This is a genomic window from Anaerosolibacter sp. (genome assembly GCF_029240175.1).
Taxonomy (GTDB): domain Bacteria; phylum Bacillota; class Clostridia; order Peptostreptococcales; family Thermotaleaceae; genus Anaerosolibacter.
In genome coordinates this window covers 1-25,836 of the sequence record NZ_JARBTM010000026.1, presented here as the reverse complement: position 1 = coordinate 25,836, position 25,836 = coordinate 1, and the positions used below count along the sequence as shown (strand labels likewise).

23 protein-coding genes and 1 rRNA gene are annotated in these 25,836 nt (G+C 40.3%); all 24 read left to right on the top strand.

The features are described from left to right. The first annotated feature begins 177 nt into the window (after positions 1-177). Positions 178-2,583, top strand: coding sequence for a stage II sporulation protein E (gene spoIIE / locus K0R93_RS16045; RefSeq protein ID WP_300303301.1), 2,406 nt, complete (start codon positions 178-180; stop codon positions 2,581-2,583). A gap of 95 nt (positions 2,584-2,678) precedes the next feature. Continuing rightward, the gene (locus K0R93_RS16040; RefSeq protein ID WP_300303298.1) at positions 2,679-3,407 is read left to right on the top strand and encodes a vWA domain-containing protein; all 729 of its coding nucleotides are present in this window, start codon (positions 2,679-2,681) and stop codon (positions 3,405-3,407) included. A 58-nt stretch (positions 3,408-3,465) separates the two neighbouring features. Continuing rightward, positions 3,466-4,398 (top strand): protein kinase domain-containing protein, encoded by a 933-nt coding sequence (locus tag K0R93_RS16035; protein ID WP_300303295.1) that lies wholly within the window; start codon positions 3,466-3,468, stop codon positions 4,396-4,398. A gap of 40 nt (positions 4,399-4,438) precedes the next feature. After that, positions 4,439-5,839: a tRNA lysidine(34) synthetase TilS gene (gene tilS, locus K0R93_RS16030; protein ID WP_300303292.1), complete on the top strand. Its 1,401-nt coding sequence runs from the start codon at positions 4,439-4,441 to the stop codon at positions 5,837-5,839. Positions 5,840-5,953: 114 nt separating this feature from the next. Then, a complete protein-coding gene (gene ftsH / locus K0R93_RS16025; RefSeq protein ID WP_300303289.1) occupies positions 5,954-7,792 on the top strand; it encodes an ATP-dependent zinc metalloprotease FtsH in 1,839 nt (612 codons plus the stop codon). 41 nt (positions 7,793-7,833) lie between these two features. Continuing rightward, a complete protein-coding gene (locus K0R93_RS16020) occupies positions 7,834-8,256 on the top strand; it encodes a thioesterase family protein (protein ID WP_330685189.1) in 423 nt (140 codons plus the stop codon). Between the two features lie 340 nt (positions 8,257-8,596). Further along, entirely contained in the window at positions 8,597-8,935 is a 339-nt protein-coding gene (locus K0R93_RS16015; protein WP_300303286.1) for a DUF3870 domain-containing protein, read from the top strand. Positions 8,936-9,186: 251 nt separating this feature from the next. Then, positions 9,187-10,686, top strand: coding sequence for an acetyl-CoA hydrolase/transferase family protein (locus tag K0R93_RS16010; protein ID WP_300303284.1), 1,500 nt, complete (start codon positions 9,187-9,189; stop codon positions 10,684-10,686). Positions 10,687-10,924: 238 nt separating this feature from the next. Continuing rightward, positions 10,925-12,601: an acyl-CoA mutase large subunit family protein gene (locus K0R93_RS16005; protein ID WP_300303282.1), complete on the top strand. Its 1,677-nt coding sequence runs from the start codon at positions 10,925-10,927 to the stop codon at positions 12,599-12,601. 70 nt (positions 12,602-12,671) lie between these two features. Continuing rightward, positions 12,672-13,070: a cobalamin B12-binding domain-containing protein gene (locus K0R93_RS16000; RefSeq protein WP_300303280.1), complete on the top strand. Its 399-nt coding sequence runs from the start codon at positions 12,672-12,674 to the stop codon at positions 13,068-13,070. A 54-nt stretch (positions 13,071-13,124) separates the two neighbouring features. Further along, positions 13,125-14,051, top strand: coding sequence for a methylmalonyl Co-A mutase-associated GTPase MeaB (gene meaB, locus K0R93_RS15995; RefSeq protein ID WP_300303278.1), 927 nt, complete (start codon positions 13,125-13,127; stop codon positions 14,049-14,051). An 83-nt stretch (positions 14,052-14,134) separates the two neighbouring features. Further along, positions 14,135-14,539 (top strand): methylmalonyl-CoA epimerase, encoded by a 405-nt coding sequence (mce, locus tag K0R93_RS15990; protein ID WP_300303276.1) that lies wholly within the window; start codon positions 14,135-14,137, stop codon positions 14,537-14,539. 53 nt (positions 14,540-14,592) lie between these two features. Continuing rightward, positions 14,593-16,140, top strand: a complete 1,548-nt coding sequence (gene mmdA, locus K0R93_RS15985; protein ID WP_300303274.1) for a methylmalonyl-CoA decarboxylase subunit alpha — start codon at positions 14,593-14,595, stop codon at positions 16,138-16,140. A gap of 47 nt (positions 16,141-16,187) precedes the next feature. After that, complete coding sequence (locus tag K0R93_RS15980; protein ID WP_300303272.1) at positions 16,188-16,541, top strand: OadG family protein; 354 nt, start codon at positions 16,188-16,190, stop codon at positions 16,539-16,541. Positions 16,542-16,596: 55 nt separating this feature from the next. Further along, positions 16,597-16,992, top strand: coding sequence for a biotin/lipoyl-containing protein (locus K0R93_RS15975; RefSeq protein ID WP_300303270.1), 396 nt, complete (start codon positions 16,597-16,599; stop codon positions 16,990-16,992). 50 nt (positions 16,993-17,042) lie between these two features. After that, positions 17,043-18,206, top strand: coding sequence for a sodium ion-translocating decarboxylase subunit beta (locus K0R93_RS15970; protein ID WP_300303268.1), 1,164 nt, complete (start codon positions 17,043-17,045; stop codon positions 18,204-18,206). A gap of 93 nt (positions 18,207-18,299) precedes the next feature. Beyond that, a complete protein-coding gene (locus tag K0R93_RS15965) occupies positions 18,300-19,289 on the top strand; it encodes a biotin--[acetyl-CoA-carboxylase] ligase (RefSeq protein ID WP_300303266.1) in 990 nt (329 codons plus the stop codon). Next, on the top strand, positions 19,282-20,259 hold the full coding sequence (locus K0R93_RS15960; protein ID WP_300303264.1) for a P1 family peptidase: 978 nt from the start codon (positions 19,282-19,284) through the stop codon (positions 20,257-20,259). The genes K0R93_RS15965 and K0R93_RS15960 overlap by 8 nt, the downstream gene beginning before the upstream one ends. A gap of 192 nt (positions 20,260-20,451) precedes the next feature. After that, a complete protein-coding gene (locus K0R93_RS15955) occupies positions 20,452-20,976 on the top strand; it encodes an ECF transporter S component (RefSeq protein ID WP_300303262.1) in 525 nt (174 codons plus the stop codon). 51 nt (positions 20,977-21,027) lie between these two features. Then, positions 21,028-21,801, top strand: coding sequence for a type III pantothenate kinase (locus K0R93_RS15950; RefSeq protein WP_300303260.1), 774 nt, complete (start codon positions 21,028-21,030; stop codon positions 21,799-21,801). Between the two features lie 144 nt (positions 21,802-21,945). Further along, complete coding sequence (gene dusB / locus K0R93_RS15945) at positions 21,946-22,911, top strand: tRNA dihydrouridine synthase DusB (protein WP_300303258.1); 966 nt, start codon at positions 21,946-21,948, stop codon at positions 22,909-22,911. Between the two features lie 206 nt (positions 22,912-23,117). Next, complete coding sequence (greA, locus tag K0R93_RS15940; RefSeq protein ID WP_300303256.1) at positions 23,118-23,594, top strand: transcription elongation factor GreA; 477 nt, start codon at positions 23,118-23,120, stop codon at positions 23,592-23,594. A gap of 18 nt (positions 23,595-23,612) precedes the next feature. Further along, positions 23,613-25,103 carry a lysine--tRNA ligase gene (gene lysS, locus K0R93_RS15935; RefSeq protein ID WP_300303254.1) on the top strand — a complete coding sequence of 497 codons (1,491 nt, stop codon included), beginning with the start codon at positions 23,613-23,615 and terminating at the stop codon, positions 25,101-25,103. 638 nt (positions 25,104-25,741) lie between these two features. After that, positions 25,742-25,836 (top strand): 16S ribosomal RNA (locus K0R93_RS15930); the annotation flags it as partial.

Genomic DNA, 25,836 nt, shown 5'->3' with positions numbered 1-25,836 from the left:
AAGAATAGGAAGAATCTTTGAAGAAATATGAAAATAAATTTGTCGGGTCCATAGAATCGTGTAAAAACACCCCAGTCTATGTCTATAATTTTATAGGAACAGGACAGGTAAGTTGACAAATATCTCTCATCACCGCTGATATAATTGCAATAACAATAATCAGTAGGTGGTGTTTACATGATAGAAAAATATGAACTCATGCCGTACAAAAGAAAAGAAAATGGACAAACCAAGGCGATCCTAGGCGGTAAACGTATTGAGTCCTTTTATGGAACCAAACAATTAATACTTTTGAGTATCATTGGCTTTCTATTAGGAAGAGCCAGTATACTGGATGGACTTGTGCCATTTGGCATTGCATACTTTAGTGTGCTGCTAGCCAAAGAGCGTAAAAATGCTTTTGTGGGGATTGGTGTCGTTGTAGGAACGATAACAGCCATTGGGGCAGAGGCTTTGATGAAATATGGATTTGCCCTGGCATTATCATGGGTAGTATTTTATGTGATAAAAGACAAAATGCATCTGAATGTTTTAAAAACAGCATTGATATCTGGTATTACCATGTTTTTGTCAGGAATGTTTTATGGTATTTTTTCGGACTTATATCTATATGATTTGTTTATGATTGGATTTGAATCCGTTGTGACCTTTGTCTTTGTGTATATTCTGTCCTATGCGGTACCCGTAGCCCTCCAAAAAACCAACAGAAAGATATTATCCAATGAAGAATTAATATGTATCGCCATAACAGCAGCGGTACTTATCTCTGGCTTTGCTGATCTAAGCATAGGAGACTATGGTTTAAAGAATATTCTAGGAATACTGCTAACCTTGATATTCGCATACAATGGCGGTGCCAGCGTGGGTGCCAGTGTGGGGGTGACCATAGGCATTATTACCAGTATGTCTACCATCGGTACACCTACGGTCATAGGAATCTATGCTTTTTCTGGATTGTTGGCAGGCATCTTTAAAGACCTGGGAAAGCTTGGATCGTCCATGGGGATGATTATGGGGAATGCAATTCTTACCTTTTACATAAATGGATCTACAGAAGTCATTTTACAGTTTGAAGAAATTATTATAGCCTTTGGGATCTTTATGATATTACCAAAGTCCATCCTAGGATATGCAGAAAAATATGTGAATGCCCAAGGTGGAGCAGTTCAAATAGAGAAAACTTACAGTGAAAGGATTCGAAGGATTACCCATGACCGCTTAAAAGAGTTTAGCCAAGCATTTTCAGAATTAGCTGTGACCTATGGCCAGGTATTGGAAAAGGACAAACTAATTGATCAGGAGGAAATAGCAGGCATCATTGATCAAGTGGTCAATAAAGTATGTAGTAAGTGTGGTATGTGCAGAAGCTGCTGGAAAAATGGTTTTTACAGCTCTTACAATGATCTTGTAGAGATCATTGCAGTATTGGAATCTTCGGGGCGGATTAAGGAAGATAAGATTCCTACTATATTAAAGAAGAGATGTATTCGTTTGGAGATATTGCTCCAAGCCGTATATGATCAGTTCGAAGTCTACAAAATTCACTACAAATGGGAAAGAAAGCTTTTTGAGAGCAGACAACTCGTTGCAGAACAATTCCAAGGGGTTTCAGAGATCATACACCGCTTAGGAAAAGAAATCAGTATGGAGGTTCATTTTAAAACCGATATTGAGGATGCCATGTATGTGGCTTTCGATAAAGCAGGAGTTGCTGTAAAGAAGGTCACTGTTTTTGAGAAAGAAAATGGAAAGATGGAAGTAGACATAGAAAAGAGGGCTTGTTACGACCGAAAGCAATGTGATGAAAAGATTGCACCTATTGTATCCCAGGTGATGGGAACATCCTTCGTTCGTAAACATCAACTGTGTGCTACCGATGATCATACAGAAAACTGTGTGTTCAAATTGGTAGCAGCAGAAAAGTATAGGGCAAGTACAGGCGTAGCTCGCGCTGCGAAGGATAATCATTATATTTGTGGTGACAGTTATACAATGATGGCGCTTCAAGATGGGAAATATATGATTGCCCTCAGTGACGGTATGGGTTCTGGGGAAAAGGCAGCCAAAGAAAGTACTACAACCATCACCTTGTTGGAGCAATTATTAGAGGCTGGATTTGATCAAGAAACCGCTATTAAGACCATTAACTCCATCTTGGTGCTAAAATCTTCAGATGAAATATTTTCAACCATTGATTTATCCATTGTGGATCTATATACAGGTCGACTTGACTGTATCAAAATAGGTGCTGCATCCAGTTTCATCAAAAGAGCAAATGGAGAGGTTGAGATTATTAAGTCTACATCCCTACCTATTGGTATTCTGAGTAAAATCGATTTTGACAGTTTTGGAAAGAAACTGGGAAAGGGAGATTTTATCATCATGATGTCTGATGGTATTTTGGATGCGGATAAACAAACAGACATCAAAGAAAGCTGGATTGTTGGTGCATTACAATCCATTCATAGCAGAAATCCACAGACGATCGCTGATGAGTTGATGAATATGGCAATTAAAAAATACGAAGATAAGCTTGAAGATGATATGACAGTGCTGGTTACAAAAGTATGGGAATCAAAATAAGGGCCGCAAGGCCCTTTTTACATTACGATAGTATAGAAATAGATCTGGAGGACAATACTCCCAGGTAAATAATACCAGGGGGAAGGTGCGGATTTATGGAAATAAAACAAATTATTGTGGTGACAGACGGTAAATCAAATATCGGTGGTAATCCTGTGACGGCCGCTGCCGAAGCAGCTAGGAAAGGGATTGTTGTCAATGCCATAGGAATCATGGAGCAGAGAGATGAGGACCATGCTTTTGATGAAATAAAAGAGATTGCCAGGGCAGGCAGAGGTGCTTGGGAAAACACCCACGTGGCCAACTTGGGCCAGACCATGCACCATATGACGCAAAGAACGGTAAACAAGACCATTGAAACCATTGTAGGGAATCAGCTGAAAGAAATCATGGGTGGTAGTTTGAATGATATACCACCCCAATCAAGGGGTCAAATCGTTGATTATATGGAGCGTCTGGGGGAAGATATCCCAATCAAATGCTGTTTGGTTATGGATTGTAGTGGCAGCATGGCCAATAAAATGGGGACAGCAAGACAAAGTATTATTGAATTAATGAATTCACTCCAAGGAAGAAAAGGAAAAAGTCAAATAGCCATTGTTGCATTTCCAGGGGTAAAGGGAGAATTTTATAAAGTAATTTGCGATTTTACAGAGAACATTGGGGAACTTAAAAGAACAGTATATGAGCTAAAGGCTGGGGGCAATACACCTACAGCTGCTGCGATAAATAAAGCCATAGATCTTATGATGGGTATTCAGGATATAACCTTTGAGGAAATTGCAGTGAATAATGGACCATTGCTAAGGGATGGAATGATATGAAAACGGCTAATGTTAGCCGTTTTGTCTATTAAAACCAGTAATCAGAGGATGAGGGATAATGAGAGGACTTCGATTTGCTAAAGGCAGTATCATTCGAGGAAAATGGACGCAAAGATCATATCAAGTGTTAGATTTATTAGGCGAGGGAGGGATAGGTGCTGTTTTTAAAGTGCAAGAGATGGTCAGCAAAGAAGTATTAGCCTTAAAACTAAGTGAAGATTTACAAAGTATTACCAAGGAATACAATATGTTAAAGAAGTTTGAAAAGCTGTCCATGGTTGTCAAAGTAAAAGAACTGGATGATGTAGATTGTTCTGGAAAACAGCTTTATTATATGATAGCAGAGTGTATAGAAGGAAAAAATTTAGATCAATATAGGAAAGAAAATAAAATTACCATAAAATCTATTCTTGCTTTAGCAATGATTATCGGTAAAGCTTTCCAAGGATTTCATGAAGAAAACTATGTTTTTGGAGATATGAAGCTGGAAAACCTAATGGTGGACCAGAAAAACGGCAAGTTGAAGATTGTCGATCTAGGAGGTGTAACCCCTGTGGGTGAAAGTATAAAGGAGTTTACACCTACCTATGATAGGGCTAGCTGGGGTGCAGGTCTTCGGAAAGCCGATGAAAAATATGATCTTTTTAGTCTTTGTATTTTGATGGCTTATTTATTATTGGGCAATGAATTCCCCCTACAAGAAAAAAGTGTGGATAAACTCATGAACAAACTAAGAAATGTGGATATTTCACCTAGAATCATAGAACTCATCCACAAGGGAATACATCAAAACAGCATAAGCCTTTCACAGTTTCTTTTGTCTCTAGAAAATATATATCATCACAGCAACGGTTTTCATACCGGAGGAAAATCTGTGGGCCGAATCGTAAATGCTGCATTTGTCGGAAGCATTCTTTTCTTTTTAAGTGTTGTGATCGCTATGATTATAAAAAATAGTGCCATGGGGAAGGTATTTCAAGCAATTATATAGAATGTATTGAAATCAAAGCCTTTGAGATAGGAGCAAGCCCATGTTAAAGAAATTTTTAAGTACTATAGACAAGTATGAGATGATACAGAAGGGAGACGGCGTTGTTGTTGGCGTATCAGGAGGACCTGATTCCGTATGCTTATTACATCTGCTGTGGAGAATTCGGGATACCCATCAACTGAAAATCTATGGGGTACACCTAAATCACCAATTAAGAGAAAAGGATGCAGAAGAGGATGCCAGCTATGTCCACCAGCTGTGTGATCAGCTGGATATTCCTGTTTTTATTTTTTCAGAAGATATTGCTTGCTATAGTGAAGAAAAGGGTATAAGTTTTGAGGAAGCAGGAAGAGAACGACGGTATGCGCGGTTCTATCAGGTCATGGAGGAACAGGGTGCCCATAAAATTGCTGTTGCTCAAAATATGGATGATCAGGCGGAGACAGTACTCATGCGATTTATGCGAGGTGCTGGAATTGAAGGACTTACAGCGATTCCCTATGTGAGAGAGCAGCAGGTGATTAGACCTTTATTGGATATTTGCCGTCAGGAAATTGAGGAATACTGCCAGATGTCAGGGCTTACCCCCAGGTTAGATCACACAAACTTTGAAACCATTTATACAAGAAATCGTATAAGACTAGAGTTAATCCCATATATACAGAAACATTTTAATCCTAAGATCAAGGATACCCTATGGCGTACAGCAAATTTGCTGCGAGAGGACAGTGAATTTATTGACTTAGAGGTGCAGCGTACTTATGAAGAAATTGTTCAACTTGACCGTGGCGCAGCTGTAATCCATTTGGATAAAATAATAAAGCTTCATCCATCCATAGGAAAGAGAGTTGTTCGAAGGGCTATTCGGGAAGCATCTGGCAGTTTGATGGACTTTGAACAAATTCATATTGAAAGTATTTTAAGCTTAGCTAAAGTCAGAAGAGTAGGAACTCGTATTGACCTGCCAAAGGAAATGATGGCAGAAATCAGCTATGACGTATTAATTATTAAAAAGAGAATAACAATAAATGAAGTATCTTTTTTTTATTGTTTACCCATCGGTGAAGAGGTATATTTGAAGGAGTCGGGCGGAACCATCCAATCAAGAATCATAGAATGGAATCCAACAATGCAAATTCAAACTCACTCCTGTAAGAAGTATTTTGATCTAGACAAAGTGCAAGGAGGTATGAATGTTAGAAACAGACGTCAGGGTGATATTTTCTGGCCCCATGGAATGAAAGGTAGAAAAAAGTTGAAGGACTACTTTATTGATGAGAAAATTTCTAGGGAAAATAGGGATCAAATCCCATTGGTCTGTGATGAAAATGAAATCATGTGGGTTGTAGGCTATCGTACCAGTGAAAAATATAAGCTGGATGAACATACCAAAAGAGTGCTTATACTAGAATATGAAAGAGATGATATAAAAAATAGATGACTTATGACCGATGGCTTTAGTCAAATGTAATTTATTGTTTTCAAATAAAAAATATGGTAGAATAGAGAGACGCAAAAAAATGTGGTCGTCATCGTGCCGAAAGGAGGGCTTTTGTTGAAGAAATTTTTTAGGGGAGCTAGTTTCTACATATTAATATTCATCGTTATCGTCGCAGCCGTGCAACTATTAGGAACTCCCGCACCAGAGAAAGCACAGTTGAATTTTTCTGAATTTGTGCGCGCATTACAACAAAAAAATGTTTCAGAAATGACAATCGTGGAGAACACGGTGATTGGAAAGCTAAAATCTCATCCGGATGGAGAGTTTGAGACATATATTCCACCAGTGGTGATGTCCCAGTCTCTATTGGACAAATATATCCTACCTCAAATTGAAGAAGGTACATTGCAAAAAGTTGAAGGACAGCCGCCTGCAAAAACACCATGGTTTTTCGATATTTTACCTTCTATCTTCATGATACTGATTTTCGTTGTTCTGTGGTTTGTATTTATGCAGCAGTCTCAAGGCGGCGGCAGTCGTGTCATGTCCTTTGGGAAGAGCAGGGCAAAACTTCACAAGGAAGATGAACGTAAGAAAGTAACCTTCGGAGATGTGGCAGGCTTAGATGAAGAGAAGGAAGAATTACAAGAGCTTGTTGACTTCTTGAAGAACCCAAGAAAGTATATTGAGTTAGGTGCAAGAATTCCAAAGGGAATTTTGATGGTTGGGCCTCCTGGAACAGGTAAGACGTATCTTTCCAGAGCTGTTGCCGGTGAAGCTGGCGTACCATTCTTTAGCATCAGTGGTTCAGACTTTGTTGAAATGTTTGTAGGAGTGGGTGCTTCCCGCGTACGTGACCTTTTTGAGCAAGCAAAGAAAAGTTCTCCTTGTATCGTATTCATCGATGAGATCGATGCCGTTGGTAGAAAAAGGGGCGCAGGCCTAGGCGGAGGTCATGATGAAAGGGAGCAAACATTAAACCAACTACTCGTGGAGATGGATGGTTTTGGTGTAAATGAAGGAATTATTATCATTGCTGCTACCAACAGACCGGACATTTTAGACCCAGCCTTATTAAGACCAGGACGATTTGACCGGCAGGTTGTGGTCGGCGTGCCTGATGTAAAAGGTAGAGAAGAGATCCTAAAGGTTCATGCGAGAAACAAACCTTTGGCAGAGGATGTAGAGCTTCAGATTCTTGCCAGGAGAACGCCAGGGTTTACACCAGCTGATATCGAGAACTTAATGAATGAGGCAGCGCTATTAACAGCAAGAAAAAATCAAAAAAGAATTGATATGGCGACGATCGAAGAAGCCATTACAAAAGTAATTGCAGGACCTGAAAAGAGAAGCAGGGTAATCAGTGAGAAGGAAAGAAAGCTTACAGCTTATCATGAAGCAGGCCACGCAGTGGTTGCAAAAATGCTTCCAAATACAGATCCAGTCCATCAGGTAACGATTATTCCGAGGGGAAGAGCAGGTGGATTCACCATGATCTTGCCAAAGGAAGATAGATATTATAGAACCAAGACAGATATGCAGGAAAGTATTATTCATCTATTAGGCGGCAGGGTTGCAGAAAAACTGATATTGCAAGATATCAGCACAGGTGCCAGCAATGACTTAGAGAGAGCAACAAGCATTGCCCGGGCCATGGTAACGAAATATGGTATGAGTGATAATTTGGGACCTGTAAACTATAGCTCAGAAGACGAAGTTTTCCTTGGCAGGGATTTCTCCACAAAGAGAAATTACTCTGAAGAGGTGGCTTCAGAAATCGATAAAGAAGTTAGAAGTATTATCGATGAAGCCTACGTAACTTGTAACAGAATATTAACGGAACATATGGATAAGCTCCATATGGTTGCCAATAAGCTGTTGGAAGTAGAAACAATAAATGCAGATGAATTTGAAAAACTGTTTGCTGGTCAGGATAACAACAAGGAAGAGTAAACACAAACCCCCTTTGTTTGCAAACAAAGGGGGTTTTAATAATGAATAACAGGAGGCGGGATAAAATGGAGTTTGGTTTAGCAGTAGAAATGAAGGCGGTTATAGAGCATATTGTAGGGGAGCAGGATACGGCGGTTCACTATGGAAGCGGTGGCGTTATGGTATATGCCACACCAGCCATGATTGGGTTGATGGAGAATGCTTCATTAAAAGCCGTAGATCCTCATCTACCTCAAGGCTATGCTACAGTGGGAACCCATTTAGATGTAAAGCATATGGCAGCTACCCCTGTGGGTATGAAGGTAAGGGCAGAAGCTGAGTTGATAGAAGTAGATGGAAAAAAGCTAAAGTTTCGTATTGATGCCTATGATGAAAAAGATAAGATCGGAGAAGGTTTCCATAGTCGTTATATCATTCATGTGGATAAGTTTATCCAGGCAACGGCGGATAAGAGAAACAAATAATGAAAGAAATAGGGAAATTTCCCGGGAAATATCGAAAAAAGATGAAACATGGAGTAGATAACATATTAACAGATGATTCTTATGGAAGAATTATTCCGAATAGGAACGTTTAAAAAAATGACAAAAATGAAATAAAGTACTTCACAATTCCTTCAGAACATGATAAAATTTTGTTAAAGATATGACAAAGCATATATGAAAGACTAAAAACTGCATATGGATAAAATATCAACCATCTTGAAGGTATTGTAGAAATAATTGGATCTATAAAAAAAAACTTTATAGTTATGCAGGAATTTGTAGAAGAATGTAGAATTTCTAATATTGAAGAGGTGGTTGTATGCCAACGAAGAAGATATTTATAAGCGGTTATGCAAAATTGCCCAAGGGAATCACTGCAACAGAGCTATACAGTGTGATTGCGGTCGGTCTTTTGATAAATGCAAATACGGGTGAAATTTTAGATGCAGATATTACCTTAGTAACCTCTGTAGCAAAGAATTTTTTCAGGAATTGTGTGATAGGGGAAAACCTTAACCATGTCGAAACAATTGAAAAAATGTTTACAGATAGTTATTTCGGATCTGCAAGAAAAGCGATTATCTCTGCATTAAGAACCTGTGCAGATAAATACAAGCAAGTGATTGTTGAAGGAAAACCTGAACCAGATCATGAGTAAAAGCAGTTAAGATAATAAAAATTCCATCATATGAAGCCCCGTTATCTGCGTTGGTAAAATGCCCTTTTACCAGTTGAAAGTAGGTAAAGCAAGGCTAGGTATGCCACTAAGAATCACATTTGATTCAGTGGTATATCTAGTCTTTTATATTTACATAATAAAAGTGTATCGGCAATTATAAATAGCAATGCTATGCGTTGTTGCCCTAAGCAACACTGGAAATACTATTATTTTAAAGGAGGATTCATGGGATGTTAGAAAACAGAATTAGAAGAGAAGACCTCAAAGGAAAGGTAGTTTCTGCAGAGGAAGCTGCAATGCTGATCAAAGATGGCATGACAGTAGCTGCCAGCGGTTTTACGCCATCAGGATATCCAAAAGCAGTTCCATTGGCCCTGGCCAAAAGAGCTGAAGGCGGAGACAAGGTAGGCATCACTCTTTTAACAGGCGCTTCTGTAGGTGATGAGCTAGATGGTGCGTTATCAAGAGCAGGGGTAATCAAAAGAAGATTCCCTTATCAAACCCATAATGATACAAGAAATGGTATCAATGCCGGAACGATTGCATATCAAGATATGCACTTGAGTCACTTGCCACAATATATGAGCTATGGTTTCTTCGGAAACATTGATGTAGCTATTGTTGAAGCACTGGCAATTACAGAAGATGGCGGAATCATTCCAACAACATCCGTGGGTATTTCTCCGACAGCAATTCAACTAGCCGATAAGGTAATTATCGAAATCAATACAAGCCAGCCAATGCAGCTAGAAGGCATGCATGATATCTATATTCCTGAGAAGCCGCCTTTTAGAAAGCCAATTCCAATTGAACACTCAGGCCACAGAGTAGGAACACCATATATACCATGTGACCCATCGAAGATTGCTGCTATCGTTGTAACAGATATGCCAGATAAAGTTAGACCATTAGGTCCTATAGATGAAGATTCAAAAGCAATTTCAAATCATATCATTGAGTTCTTAGAAAATGAAGTAAAGATGGGTAGATTACCTAAAAACCTATTACCATTACAATCAGGTGTAGGATCTGTAGCAAATGCAGTACTTGGTGGATTGGTAACTGGACCTTTCACTGATTTAACATGTTACACGGAAGTTATTCAGGACTCCATGTTAGACCTTATTGATGCTGGGAAAGTAACGGTTGCATCTGGTACAGCAATTACGCCATCCGCTGAGGGTCAAGTAAAGCTTTATCAAAACATCGATAAGTATTCAAAACATATCTTATTAAGACCTCAAGAAATCAGTAACAATCCAGAAGTTGCTAGAAGAATCGGTGTGCTTTCTATGAATACGGCCATTGAAATAGATATGTATGGTCATGTTAACTCAACAAACATCATGGGATCAAGAATGATGAATGGTTTAGGCGGTTCAGGAGACTACACGAGAAATGCATACATCTCCTTCTATACAACTGTATCTGTAGCGAAGAATGGAGATATTTCTTCTATCGTGCCAATGGTATCCCATGTGGACCATACGGAGCATGATGTGATGGTGGTTGTAACAGAGCAAGGTCTTGCAGATTTAAGAGGAACATCACCAACAGAAAGAGCAAGATTAATCATTGACAAGTGTGCCCACCCAGATTATAAACCAATGTTAAATGACTACCTCGAAAGAGCTATGTCAGGCAAGTTAAAGCATGAACCGCATCTTATCGGAGAAGCATTGTCTTGGCACCAGAGATTCCTGGATACAGGATCAATGAAAATAAAATAATTCCGACAATTGCACGACGAAAAGAAAAACTGGTATCGATGAAGGAATTTTGAAAGATACTATAGAAGTGATGATATGAGATTAGGGGGATCATTTCGCATCCCCTGAATCTATGTCAATATATAGTTTGAAAAGTATTGTTTTTCCAATAAACTGACAAAAATCATCATGATAACTTGGAAGAATGGATAAAATAATACTAATTTTTAAAAAGATAGATGTGTAAGGAGGAAAAAAAATGTTTGAAAAAGAAAAGTTAGCGCAAATCAAAGAAAGCTTTGATAGCTACAATGCAAAGATGGAAAAATCTCTTGAAAAGAGACCTGAAAGAAAGACAGTATTTGAAACAGGGTCAGGTGCACCTGTAAACAGATTATACACACCAGCTGATATTCCAGATTTTGATTACATGACAGACTTAGGAATCCCAGGAAGCTACCCATATACAAGGGGTGTACAAACCAACATGTACAGAGGTAGATTCTGGACAATGAGAATGTATGCTGGTTTTGCTACAGCTGAAGAATCAAACAAGCGTTATAAGTATCTAATTGAGCAAGGTTCTATGGGTCTTTCCGTAGCATTTGACCTTCCAACACAAATTGGTTATGACTCAGACCATCCACTATCAGAAGGTGAAGTTGGTAAGGTAGGGGTTGCCATTGACTCATTGGCAGACATGGAAATTCTTTTTGGTGGCATTCCACTAGACAAGGTTTCTACATCTATGACAATCAATGCACCTGCTTCAGTATTATTAGCAATGTACATTGCTGTTGCTGAGAAGCAAGGGGTTACACCTGATCAATTAAGAGGTACGATCCAGAATGATATCTTAAAAGAATACATTGCTCGTGGAACATATATCTTCCCAACAGAGCCATCCATGAGATTAATTACAAATATATTTGAATATTGTTCAAAAGAAGTTCCACAATGGAATACAATTTCTATTTCTGGATATCACATCAGAGAAGCTGGTTCAACAGCTGCACAGGAAGTTGGATTCACTTTGGCAGATGGTATTGCATATGTTGACGCTGCAATCAAGGCAGGTCTAGATGTAGATACATTTGCGCCAAGACTATCATTCTTCTTCAATGCTCACAATGACATCTTAGAAGAAGTTGCAAAGTTCAGAGCAGCTAGAAGACTTTGGGCAAAAATCATGAAGGAAAGATTTGGTGCAAAAGATGCAAAATCTATGGCACTTAAGTTCCATACACAAACTGGCGGATCTACATTAACTGCTCAACAGCCAGAAAACAACATTGTACGTGTTGCGATTCAAACATTAGCAGCAGTACTAGGTGGAACACAATCCTTACACACAAACTCTAAGGATGAGGCACTAGCTCTTCCAACTGAGGACTCTGTAAGAGTTGCATTAAGAACACAGCAAATCGTAGCATACGAGAGTGGTGCGGCAGATACAGTTGACCCACTAGCTGGATCATACTATATCGAAGCAAAAACAAAAGAAATCGAAGAAGCAGCTATGGAATACATTAAGAAGATTGATGAAATCGGTGGCGCGCCAAAGGCGATTGATAACGGATATATCCAACAAGAAATCATGGATGCAGCTTACAACTATCAAAAAGATATTGAAGCTGGAAAGAGAATCATTGTTGGTATGAATAAGTTCCAAATTAAAGAAGAAGCACCAAAAGGATTATTAAGAGTTGATCCTTCTGTAGGTGAGCTTCAAAAGCAAAAGCTGGTTGACCTTAGAGCAAAGAGAGATAACAGCTTAGTACAACAAAAACTTGAAGCACTAAGAACAGCTTGTCAAGGCGATGAAAACTTAATGCCATTTATCTTAGATGCAGTAAGAGCTTATGGTACACTTGGAGAAATCTGTGGTGTAATGAGAGAAGTATTTGGTGAGTACCAGCAATCAGTAAAACTGTAGTCTACTGACAATACCTTGCAGTGAAAAGATAAATATAAGGAAAATAGATTTATTGAAGGAGGAAAATTTCATGGATAGACCAATTAGAGTATTAGTTGCAAAGCCAGGCCTTGATGGTCATGATAGAGGAGCGAAGGTTATCGCTAGAGCTTTAAGAGATGCTGGTATGGAGGTAATCTATACAGGATTAAGACAAACACCTGAGCAAATCGTAAGTGCTACAATTCAGGAAGACGTTGATGTAGTAGCAATGAGTATCTTATCAGGTGCTCACAACACATTGCTTCCAAAGGTAGTTGAATTATTAAAGGTAGAAAACGTTGATGACGTATTGGTAATCGGCGGCGGCGTTATTCCAGATGATGACATTCCTTTCTTAAAGGAAAAAGGTATCGCAGAAATATTCACACCAGGTACACCAACTTCTGTTACAATTGACTACATCAGAGCTAACCTTAAGAGAAAATAGGTAAAAAATAATAACAGACGCAGGCAATTTGCCCAAAAATAGGTGGTGCAATGGATGGATTTAGCTGAAAGATTGTTACAAGGTGATAAAAGGGCAGTTGCAAGGCTGATCTCCATGGCAGAGAATCATGATCCTGAGGCTGTCGAAATATTAAAAAGTCTGTTTAGCAAAACGGGAAAGGCCCATGTAATCGGCATCACAGGTCCTCCTGGCGCAGGCAAAAGTACGCTGACAGATAAATTGGCAAAAGCCATCCGTAAGGAAGGCAAAACAGTTGGTATTATCGCTGTAGATCCTACAAGCCCCTTCACAGGCGGATCCATACTGGGTGACAGAGTAAGAATGAATGATCTCAGTACAGACCCGGGCGTGTTTATCAGAAGTATGGGTACCCGTGGGCATCTAGGGGGACTATCCAAAGCTACCCAAGCTGCGGTAAAAATCCTAGATATTTATGGTGTAGACTATATTTTTATTGAAACCGTTGGGGTAGGGCAATCGGAAGTTGATATTGCCAAGAATGCTGATACAACACTGATGGTAATGGTTCCTGGATTGGGCGATGATATTCAAGCCATCAAAGCCGGAATTATGGAGATTGGGGATGTATTTGCAGTAAACAAAGCAGATCGTGACGGTGCAAAGCGAACAGCTAGGGAGATCGACATGATGCTTGACTTCAATCACTCTGACTGGAGACCCCCAGTGCAAATGGTTATTGCCGTCGATAATGAGGGTATAGATGAACTATTAGGACATCTAAAGGACCATAAAAAACACATGGAGGATACAGGGAAATTACAGCAGAGGAGAACACTAAACAGCAGACTCGAAATTATAGATCTTGTTCAAGAAAATTTGATGCGTATGATCTTAGATAAATCTAAGAAGGAAGAAATGATCAATCAATTGGCAGTCGATGTTGCTGTGAGAAAGACAGATCCTTATACTGCATCAGAAAGCATTCTTAAGGAAATCTAAACAAGTTTATCAGGGCGGGAGGCAACTGACGAATGCAGTAGACCGATGAAGATGCCCTAAAAATAGATAAAGGAGGCAAAATCATGAAAGTATTAAAAGTTGACCACATTGGGATTGCAGTAAAAAGCTTAGATGAAACATTAAAGTTTTACCAAGATATGCTTGGACTAGAGCTTCATGGGACTGAAGTTGTTGAAGAGCAAAAGGTAAAGGTTGCGTTTTTACCTGTTGGAGATACAGAGGTTGAATTATTAGAGTCAACTGATCCAGAGGGACCAATCGCAAAGTTTATCGAGAAGAAGGGCGAAGGCATCCAGCACATCGCATTTAAAGTACCAAACATCGAAGAAGCTATCGCTGAATTGATGGGCAAAGGTGTAAAGATGATTGATGAGAAGCCAAGATATGGAGCAGGCGGCGCGAAAATCGCTTTCTGTCATCCTAAGAGCACAAACGGCGTACTTGTTGAATTAAGCGAGAGAGAGTAGTAGTCAGGCTGCCAATTTTGGCAGCCCAACATTAGTGTAGGAGGTTAGTAAACATGGCAATCAACAGATTAGAAGATTTGCGTAAGCGCAGAGAAAAAATTGCGCTTGGCGGCGGTCAAAAAAGAATCGATAAGCAGCATCAGTCAGGTAAATTAACAGCTAGAGAAAGAATGAACCTGCTGTTTGATGAAGGCACATTCGTTGAGCTAGATGCTTTCGTAACTCACCGTTGTGTAAACTTTGGCATGGAGAAAGTAGAATCACCAGGCGAAGGTGTTGTAACTGGATATGGTATGGTTGATGGAAGATTGGTTTATGCCTTTGCTCAAGACTTTACTGTAGTAGGTGGATCTCTTGGAGAAATGCATGCAGCGAAAATCTGTAAGGTATTAGACAATGCATTGAAGGTTGGCGCACCAGTTGTTGGTTTAAATGACTCTGGTGGAGCAAGAATCCAAGAAGCAGTAGATGCTTTATCTGGATACGGAAAAATCTTCTACAGAAACACAATCGCATCTGGTGTAGTACCACAAATCTCTGCAATTATGGGACCTTGTGCGGGTGGTGCGGTATATTCACCAGCAATCACAGACTTTATCTACATGGTAGAGAAAACAAGCCAGATGTTTATCACTGGACCTCAGGTAATCAAAACAGTTACAGGAGAAGAAGTAACTGCTGAAGACCTTGGTGGTGCAATGACTCACAATACAACCAGTGGTGTAGCTCATTTCGTAGCTTCTAACGACGAAGATTGTATTGCACAAATCAGAAGATTATTAAGCTTCTTACCATCTAATAACATGGAGACAGCTCCATTCTACGAAACAGAAGATGATATCAATAGATTAATTCCAGAGCTTGATGATATTTTACCGGACAACCCTAACAAGCCATATGATATGTTCGACGTGATCGCTAAGATTGTAGATGATGGTGATTACTATGAAGTTCAGCCGCACTTTGCAAAGAATATCATCACTTGTTTCGCAAGAATCAACGGTCAATCTGTGGGTATTATTGCTAACCAGCCAAAATTCCTTGCAGGTTGCTTAGACATCAATGCATCTGATAAGTCTTCAAGATTCATCAGAACATGTGATGCATACAACATTCCATTATTAAACATCGTTGACGTACCTGGGTTCTTACCAGGAACTAACCAAGAATACGGTGGAATCATCCGACATGGTGCCAAGATGCTTTATGCTTACAGTGAAGCAACAGTACCAAAGGTAACATTAATCGTAAGAAAAGCTTATGGCGGATCTTACTTAGCAATGTGTTCTAAAGATTTAGGTGCTGACATCGTTCTTGCTTGGCCTCAGGCTGAAATCGCAGTTATGGGACCACAAGGTGCAGCGAATATTATCTTTAAAGATGAAATTGCAAAAGCAGCAGATCCAGTAGCAGAAAGAGCAAAGAAAGTCGCTGAGTACACTGACGAATTTGCTACGCCATACAAGGCTGCTGAAAGAGGATTTGTTGATGACGTCATCGAACCAAATGCAACAAGACCTAGACTTGTAGATGCATTCAACATGCTTGCATCAAAGAGAGAAAACAGACCAGCGAAGAAGCACGGAAATATTCCGCTATAAGATAGAAGACAGACACCACTGAAGTCCAAGAAAAAGAGGTGATATCATTGTTTGGTGAAACGATAAGTTTTGGAGAAGGTTTGATCGTTACGGCGTTAGGTATGAGTGTTACCTTCGCAACGTTAATTGCACTTTCTTTCCTACTAGACCTTTTAAGAATGTTGTTCTACAAAGAGCCTCAAAAGGCACAAGTTCAGGTTGTAGAGAGTACACCTGCTGCTGAGGAAACAGTAGAAGAAGGAAATGAAGAAGAACTGATTGCAGTCATTTCTGCGGCAGTTGCAGCTTGCTTGCAAACATCTACCCACAATATCGTGGTAAGAAACATTGTAAGGGTTGGGGATCAATCTCCTACATGGAACAGACTAGGTAAAGTTGAGCAGATGGGAAGCAGATTTTAACGTAAATTCACTACTTAATAGAAATTGATAAGTATTTTGAAGGAGGATAATGAAAATGAAAAAGTTTAATATAACTGTAAATGGAAGCACATATGAAGTTGAAGTAGAAGAAATTGGTGGCGTTTCCGCTCCAGCTCCAGCAGCTAGACCAGCAGCACCAGCACCAGCTCCTAAAGCAGCAGCACCAGCAGCGAAGCCAGCGGCTCCAAAGGCAGCGCCAAAAGCAGCACCAGCAGGTGGAAACTCCATCACTGCACCAATGCCAGGAACAATCCTTGATATCAAGGTAAAAGAAGGCGACACAGTGAAATCAGGACAAGTATTGGTAATCCTAGAAGCAATGAAGATGGAGAACGAAATCATGGCACCAGCAGATGGAAAAGTTGTATCTATCAGTACAAACAAAGGCGCATCTGTTAATGCAGGAGACGTATTAGTCGTATTAGGATAATATAACCTTGTCTCGGCTGATTAAACTATGAAAGAGAGGGAGACAACAAGATGTTTATAGATGTAATTAAAGACTTCTTGTTAAGTACAGGTTTCGTTGCCTTAACATGGCAGCAAATTGTAATGCTAGGCGTAGCTTGCCTATTATTGTACTTAGCAATTGTAAAAGGATATGAACCCCTATTACTGCTCCCTATTGCATTCGGTGCTCTTCTAGCAAACCTTCCATTGGCAGGTTTAATGGATTATCCCGTTTATGAAATAGGTGAAGATGGATTGCCCCATGTGAAGCAGTTGGGCGGATTGTTATACTACTTATATCAAGGGGTTAAGATGGGTATATACCCTCCTCTAATCTTCCTAGGGGTAGGAGCAATGACAGACTTCGGTCCATTGATTGCAAACCCACGAAGCTTATTGTTAGGTGCAGCAGCACAGTTTGGTATCTTTACAACATTCTTAGGCGCAGTTGCCCTTGGATTTACAGGTGCAGAAGCGGCTTCAATCGGTATCATCGGTGGTGCAGATGGCCCTACAGCAATCTTCTTAACATCTAAGCTTGCACCACACTTATTAGGACCGATCGCCGTTGCAGCATATTCTTACATGGCCCTTGTTCCGATCATTCAGCCTCCGATCATGAAAGCTTTAACGACGAAAGAGGAAAGAATGGTGAAAATGGAGCAGTTAAGACCAGTAACAAAGACGGAAAAGATTATTTTCCCAATCTTGGTTACAATCTTAGGTTCTCTATTACTTCCATCTGCAGCAGGACTATTAGGTATGTTAATGCTTGGTAACCTGTTCAGAGAGTCTGGTGTTGTTGATAGAATTTTCAAGACTGCACAAAACGAGTTAATCAATATTGTTACGATCTTCCTAGGCGTAACAGTTGGTGCAACGACAAGTGCAGACAAGTTCTTAAAGCCAGAAACATTGATGATCATCGGATTAGGACTTTTGGCTTTCTGTGTAGGTACAGCAGCAGGGGTACTTTTCGGAAAAATCATGTATGTTGCTTCAGGTAAGAAGATCAATCCATTGATTGGTTCTGCAGGGGTTTCTGCGGTACCAATGGCAGCCAGGGTATCTCAGGTAGTTGGACAAAAGGAAAACCCTTCAAACTTCCTTTTGATGCATGCCATGGGACCAAACGTTGCAGGGGTTATCGGATCTGCCATCGCAGCAGGGGTACTATTATCTATATTTGGTTAAAACACATCACTGACAGGCTCATGCCTGTCAGTTTTTTTATCGGCTTATTTATGATACAATAAGTGGATAGAATGAAAACAAGAGGTGTTTATCATGAAAAAAGACGTCTTAGAGACATTGAAGTATAATAAAGGAAGCTTTATATCAGGAGAAGAGCTGAGCAATAGGATGGGGGTTACAAGGACAGCCATATGGAAACATATCAACCAACTAAAAGGAGAGGGCTATGAAATTGAGTCCGTATCACGAAAAGGCTATCGACTGGTAGGGGAACCAGATGTATTAAATCAGCACGCCCTTCAAATGGAGCTGCAAACAAAGGTGATCGGTAAACGGATTGTTCACTATGATACCATTGATTCTACCAACAATATGGCAAAGAGAATTGCAGGGGAAGGTGGGGATGAGGGTGTTGTTGTCATTTCCGAAGAGCAGACGGGGGGCAGAGGCAGGCTAGGGAGACAATGGATGTCACCAAAGGGTACAGGGATTTGGATGTCTTTGATTTTACGACCATCCATCGAACCTGCAGAAGCTGCAAAGATTACCCAAATCGCAGCTGCGGCAGTAGCCTCAGCCATCCGTAAGGTTACAGGCTGTGAAGCAGGGATCAAGTGGCCCAATGATATTATTTTGCAGAAGAAAAAGGTATGCGGCATTCTAACGGAAATGGGTGCAGAGCTAAACTCTGTGAATTATATCGTTGTTGGGATAGGTATCAATGCCAATGTAGATGTAGCTCTATTTCCTGAAGACATAAAGAAAATTGCCACATCTATCAAGGCTTGTGTAGGAAACAATATTTCGAGAAAAGAGCTTGTATTGCAGATATTAAAAGAATTTGAGGCTTTATACTTAGATTTTATTCATACAAAAAGCATTGGTAAAAGTGTAGATATTTGTAGGGCCCATTCTGTAACAATAGGAAACATGGTGAAAATTATCAATAGAGACCAGACGATTATCGCTGAAGCGATAGATTTAACAGAAGAAGGAGAGCTGCTTATCCGTAACCAGGAAGGGCAGGTGGAGAAGGTTATTTCAGGAGAGGTGTCCGTAAGGGGGATTTCTGATTATGTATAGAAATTGTATTACAGACGTGCCGGGCATTCATGTAGGGCAAGTATCGGATCATCAAGCACAGACAGGCTGTACCGTTATTTTATGTGGTGACGGAGCAGTATGCGGCGCAGAGGTAAGGGGCTCAGCGCCTGGAACCCGGGAGACTGACCTGCTAGAGCCCCATATGCTGGTAGATCAGGTACACGGCGTATTCCTTGGAGGGGGGAGCGCCTTCGGACTAGCTGTTGGAGATGGGATGATGCAGTATTTAGAGGAAAAGGGGATCGGCTTTGATGTAGGCGTGACAAAGGTACCAATCGTGACAGGGGCAGTATTGTTTGATTTACATATGGGAAGCTATCAGATTCGACCTGATGCTGGTATGGGCTATGAGGCTTGCAGACAGGCGAGTCAAGAAAAAATCAGTGAAGGGAACTATGGTGCTGGAACAGGTGCCACCGTTGGAAAAGTCCTAGGCCATGAACAAGCCATGAAAGGCGGTATTGGCAGCGCCAGTGTAACTTTGAATAACGGATTGGTTGTGGGCGCAATTGTGGCAGTAAATGCCTTTGGAGACATTCGAGATTGGCAATCTGGGAAAATATTCGCAGGGGCTAGAGAAAAAGAGACTGGTGCGCTAATAGACACCTGCAGCTATTTAAAACAACATTTTCAAACCAACTTGGCATTTAAGAGGGACAATACCACCATTGGTGCAATTGCGACCAATGCAAAGTTAACAAAGGCTGAGTGTAAAAAACTGGCCCAGATGTCCATGAATGGTTTGGTGAAGGTCATATCACCTTTTGGAAGTACCCTAGATGGAGATACAGTTTTTGCCCTATCGAAAGGGACCCATTCGGCGGACTTAAACCTCTTAGGAATTATGGCTGCGGAAGCCATGGCTATCGCTGTAAACCGTAGTATTCAAGCAGCTGAAAGTACTGGGGGTATACCCAGCACCAGAGATTATTTAGGCGCCATCGAATAGGAAAGATGATTAAGGGAATAATTACCCTATAAATGGGTTTCAAAATGCAATAAAAATATTGCAAATTGATGTTTCAAATGATAACATATACTAGGTAATTAGCCAGTATCAAAAGAACTGGACTCAAGGAAACTGTATGACGAGAGCACGTCCGGTATCCTAAATCAAAGGAATTGGAACGGAGGAAAAGAAATGGAAAAGAATTTAAGCACAGGGTCATTTTTAACTTTACGACAGATGACGGTGGCAGGATTATTGGGGGCAGTGGCAATTGCCTTGAGCATGACACCTTTGGGGTATATTCCAATCCCCTGGTTGGCCAATGTGAATGCAACGACCATGCATATTCCTGTTATCATTGGAACCATTGTATCGGGACCAGTGGTAGGAAGCATTGTTGGGGTTATATTTGGGGTTTCAAGTTTTTTACGAGCAAATAATCCTTTTTTTGCGAATCCCATCATTGCAATATTGCCTAGGCTGCTGATTGCGGTCACAACTTACTATGCCTATAAGTGGACGAAAAATTCTGTGATTAGTGCTGTGGTAGGAACATTAACCAATACTATCGGTGTGTTAGGTTTAATCTTTGCTTTTGGATATCTTCCTTTAAATGTAGTACTGGGTATTGCAGGCGTAAACGGGACCACAGAAGCAATTGTTTCAGCACTGATTGTAGCGGCTGTGGTAAAGGCGCTAAATAAAACGGCTCGTTAATATATAGAACAGATAAGAATTCATAACATAAGAAGAAAGGTTGACGATGAGATGTTACTAGCTTTTGATGTTGGAAATACAAATATTGTATTGGGTGTATATAAAGGTGAAACACTGCTTAATTCTTGGAGAATGGCAACGGATAAGAGCAAAACATCCGATGAATATGGTATGCTGGTGAATCAACTATTTGAATATGATGGACTTGACCTCAATGATGTAGAGGATGTCATTATTTCATCGGTGGTACCACCGTTAATGTACTCCTTGCAGCATATGGCTTATAAGTATTGTAAAAAGGAAGCCATGGTGGTTGGACCCGGCATCAAAACTGGTGTAAATATAAAATATGACAACCCTAAGCAAGTGGGTGCAGACCGAATTGTTAATGCTGTGGCGGCTTTCGAACAATACGGCGGTCCATTGGTGATCGTCGATTTTGGAACAGCCACAACATTTTGTGCCATATCTGAAAAAGGAGAGTACATGGGAGGAACTATTTCACCAGGTATTAAAATTTCCAGTGAGGCATTATTTCAAAATGCAGCGAAACTTCCTAGGGTAGAACTGATCAAGCCTGGTCACGTAATTTGTAAGAATACGGTGAGCAGCATGCAATCAGGTATCATTTATGGGTATATAGGTTTGGTAGATTATATTGTTAAAAGAATGAAGCAAGAATTAGGTAACCATCCGAATACGAAGGTAATTGCCACCGGAGGATTGGCAAATCTAATTGCCAGTGAATCGGAAACCATTGATGAGGTCAATGGACTATTGACCCTCGAAGGGCTAAGGATTATATACGAACGAAATAAAGCATAAAAGGGCCGGGGGATATTCCTGGCTTTTTATTTTGAGTTGGTGGTTAGTGGTTATGATAAAAGAGATAGGTGTAGGGGCGATTCACGAATCGCCCGATGTGAGATGTAGGGGCAGACAGTGTTCGCCCGCAAGGAGGAAAATATCGTGAACATTGCAGGTATACAACTAGAAAATAGCGTTTCTCTAGGTCCTATGGCGGGTGTTACAGACCTGACCTTCAGGCTTCTTTGCAAGGAGCAGGGATGTGGACTGGTCTATACAGAAATGGTCAGTGCCAAAGGGATATGCTATGGAGATAAAAACACAGAGGCACTGCTAGAAATAAAGGAAGAAGAAAAGCCGGTAGCATTGCAGATTTTCGGTTCTGATCCCGAATTTATGGCGCGGGCGGCTGAGTTGTTAAACCAACATGGCCATACCTTTCTAGATATCAATATGGGATGCCCTACGCCCAAAATTGTAAAAAACGGTGATGGCTCGGCGTTGATGAAGAATCCAGAATTGGCAGGACGGATTGTAAAGGCTGTGACCCAAGCAACGGACAAACCAGTGACGGTGAAAATCCGTAAAGGCTGGGATGACCAACATGTCAATGCAGAGGAAATGGCAAAGGTTCTTGAGGAAAATGGTGCCCGGGCCATCGCTGTCCATGGCAGAACCAGGGAGCAGTTTTATAGTGGGAAAGCTGACTGGAGCATTATCAAGAAAGTGAAAGAAACTGTACGCATTCCTGTAATTGGCAATGGAGATGTATTTACAATAGAAGATGCTGTACGAATGAAGGAAGAGACAAATTGTGATGGCATTATGGTAGCTCGAGGGGCCCAGGGTAACCCATGGATTTTCAAACGAATTGCCCACTATTTAAAAACAGGTGGAATTTTACCTGAGCCATCACCACAGGAAAAGATTGAAATGGCAATCAGACATATGTATAAAATTATAGAAATGAAAGGTGAATACATAGGCATCCGGGAAATGAGAAAGCACCTGTCTTGGTATTTAAAAGGCATAAGAAATGGCGCACAAATTCGTGGACAATTGAATACTGTAGGGAATCAAAAGGACATGGAGGTACTGCTCAGAAATTTCCTAAGCAGCTTGTCTTAATTTCCTTGGGAATGGCTTGACAAAGGGGAGTGACTGCATTATAATTATTCGCATATAGCTCCATCTTACGCCAAGCACTGTGAGAATCCAGTGCTTATTCTTCTAGCTTGAGAAAAATTACCAAGGGTTTTAAGGCATAAATTAACAAAGGGGACATATATTATCAACAAATCATTTATACATTACACAAAAAGGAGAGGGAATAGATGACTGATAAGGAAGTATTATTAACCCCACAAGGGTTAAAGAAAATAGAAGATGAATTAGAGATGCTTAAAACAGTAAGACGAAAAGAAGTTGCTGAAAGAATTAAACAAGCGATTGCCTTTGGAGATATCAGCGAGAACTCCGAGTATGATGAGGCAAAAAACGAACAAGCCCAGTTAGAAGAGAGAATTATGAAGCTTGAATCTATGCTTCGAAAAGCCAAGATTATTGATGAAGATGAAATATCTACAGACTCTGTAAGTATAGGGGCTACCGTAAAGGTTAAGGATTTGGAATTTGATGAAGAAGTAGAATATACAATTGTAGGTTCAGCTGAAGCAGATCCCTATGAGCTAAAAATATCCAATGAATCTCCTGTGGGCAGCGCCCTCATCGGAAAAAAGGTTGGAGATATTGTAAATGTACAAATTCCAGATGGCGTAACAAAATACGAAATCCTAGAAATCAAAAGATAACTTGGGGGTGTACAAAGGATGAGTGAAGAATTAAATCTCAGTGAAGTGCTTCGTGTAAGAAGAGAGAAGTTAAAGAAACTTCAAGAGATGGGGAGAGACCCATTTAAAATAGAAAGATACGATCAAACCCATTTTAGTCAGGATATAAAGGAAAACTTTGATGCGATGGAAGGGAAAGAAGTTTCCATTGCGGGAAGAATCATGGCAAAGCGAACGATGGGTAAGGCAGCATTCCTAGATATTCAAGACAAGCAGGGAAGAATTCAATCCTATGTAAGACAAGATGCCATTGGTGAGGAAGAATACGATATCCTTGTGACCTATGATATTGGAGATATTGTTGGAATAAAAGGGACTGTATTTAAGACGAAGCAGGGAGAAACCTCTGTAAAGGCAATAAGCGTATTGCTATTGTCAAAATCATTACAGGTTTTGCCTGAAAAGTGGCATGGATTAAAAGACCAAGAATTAAGATATAGACAAAGATATGTGGATCTTATTGTAAATCCAGAGGTTAAGAAAGCATTCTTAGTACGAACAAAAGCAATTAAAGCCCTTAGAAAATATCTGGATGATAGAGATTTCTTAGAGGTAGAAACACCGATCTTAAGTACACTTGCGGGGGGGGCTTCTGCAAAGCCGTTTATTACCCATCACAATACATTGGATATCGATATGTACTTAAGAATCGCAACGGAACTTCATCTGAAGCGATTGGTTGTTGGCGGTTTTGATCGTGTATATGAAATCGGAAGGCTCTTCAGGAATGAAGGAATGTCACCAAAACACAACCCTGAGTTTACCACCATCGAGTGGTACGAGGCTTATGCGGATTATGAAGTGATGATGCAAGAATGTGAAGAGGTAGTGGCAGAAATGGCCATGGCAGCCTTGGGAACAACGAAGATTACATACCAAGACAAAGAGATAGATTTAACTCCTCCTTGGAGAAGAATAAGCATGACTGATATTGTCAAGGAAGTAAAAGGTATAGACTTTAATCAGGTGAAAACCGATGAAGAGGCCACTGCCATTGCAAAACAGCATGGTATTGATGTTGATAAAGGGATGAAGAAAGGTCATATTATCAACGCTTTCTTTGAAGAGTTCTGTGAAAAGACCCTTATTCAGCCTACATTTATTACACATCATCCTGTGGAAGTGTCACCTCTGGCAAAAAGAAATCAAGATAACCCAGAAATCACAAACCGATTTGAGGCTTTTGTGAATACCTGGGAGATTGCCAATGCTTTTTCTGAGTTAAATGATCCGATTGACCAGAAGGGAAGATTTGAAGAACAAATGAAGCAAAAGGAAGCTGGCGATGATGAAGCGCATCCAATGGATGATGACTTTATCAATGCATTGGAAGTAGGCCTTCCGCCAACAGGAGGTATCGGTATAGGAATTGACCGTCTTATGATGCTCCTTACGGATTCTCCGTCAATTCGTGATGTACTGCTCTTCCCAACCATGAAACCAATGAAGATTCATGACAACGAAGCATAGGGGGTAACCCTATGCTTTTTTTATTTAATAGGAAAGTTCTACTTTCCTATTAAATAAAAAAAGAAGGGGTGCAGGGGAAGGTATTCCCATGCCGTAGTCAGAGGGGTGCGCAGGCTGCTTTGCAGCCGTCGAAGGGGAACTAGGTTCCCATAGCGAAGCACACGGAGTGTGCCTTTTCTATTTGAGGGGCTTCATTATAATGAAAAGAGGCTTTCAAAACTTTTTGCGGGAAAAAACATAGAAAATATGAATAATAATAATATAAGTACATATACTTGTAATTAGTGATCAAAGAGCAACTTTTACGAAAGACATTTTAAGACTAATATGATTAGGGGTATACTCTAAGACGTGGCACAAGTTACCAGTTGCTTTCATCACTGAACCATGATAAGATAGTATTTGTCGCCACGTGAGAGAAGTGGATAAAAACTTCCAGCAAAAAGCGTGTTGACATGACATCGAAAAGATGTTAAGATGATTAAGTCGCCAAAACGAGTGACACAAACTTTGGTCTTTGAAAACTACACAGTGTAAGAATTAAGCCAGCATATATTGGTTAGTAGTTAGTGGTTAGTCGTTAGTGGTGAAAACCAAGAACGAAGAACTAAAAACGAAAACCGCCCAAAAATAATTTTTTTATTGAGAGTTTGATCCTGGCTCAGGATGAACGCTGGCGGCGTGCCTAACACATGCAAGTCGAGCGGTCTAATGTTCAACACTGAGAATTCAG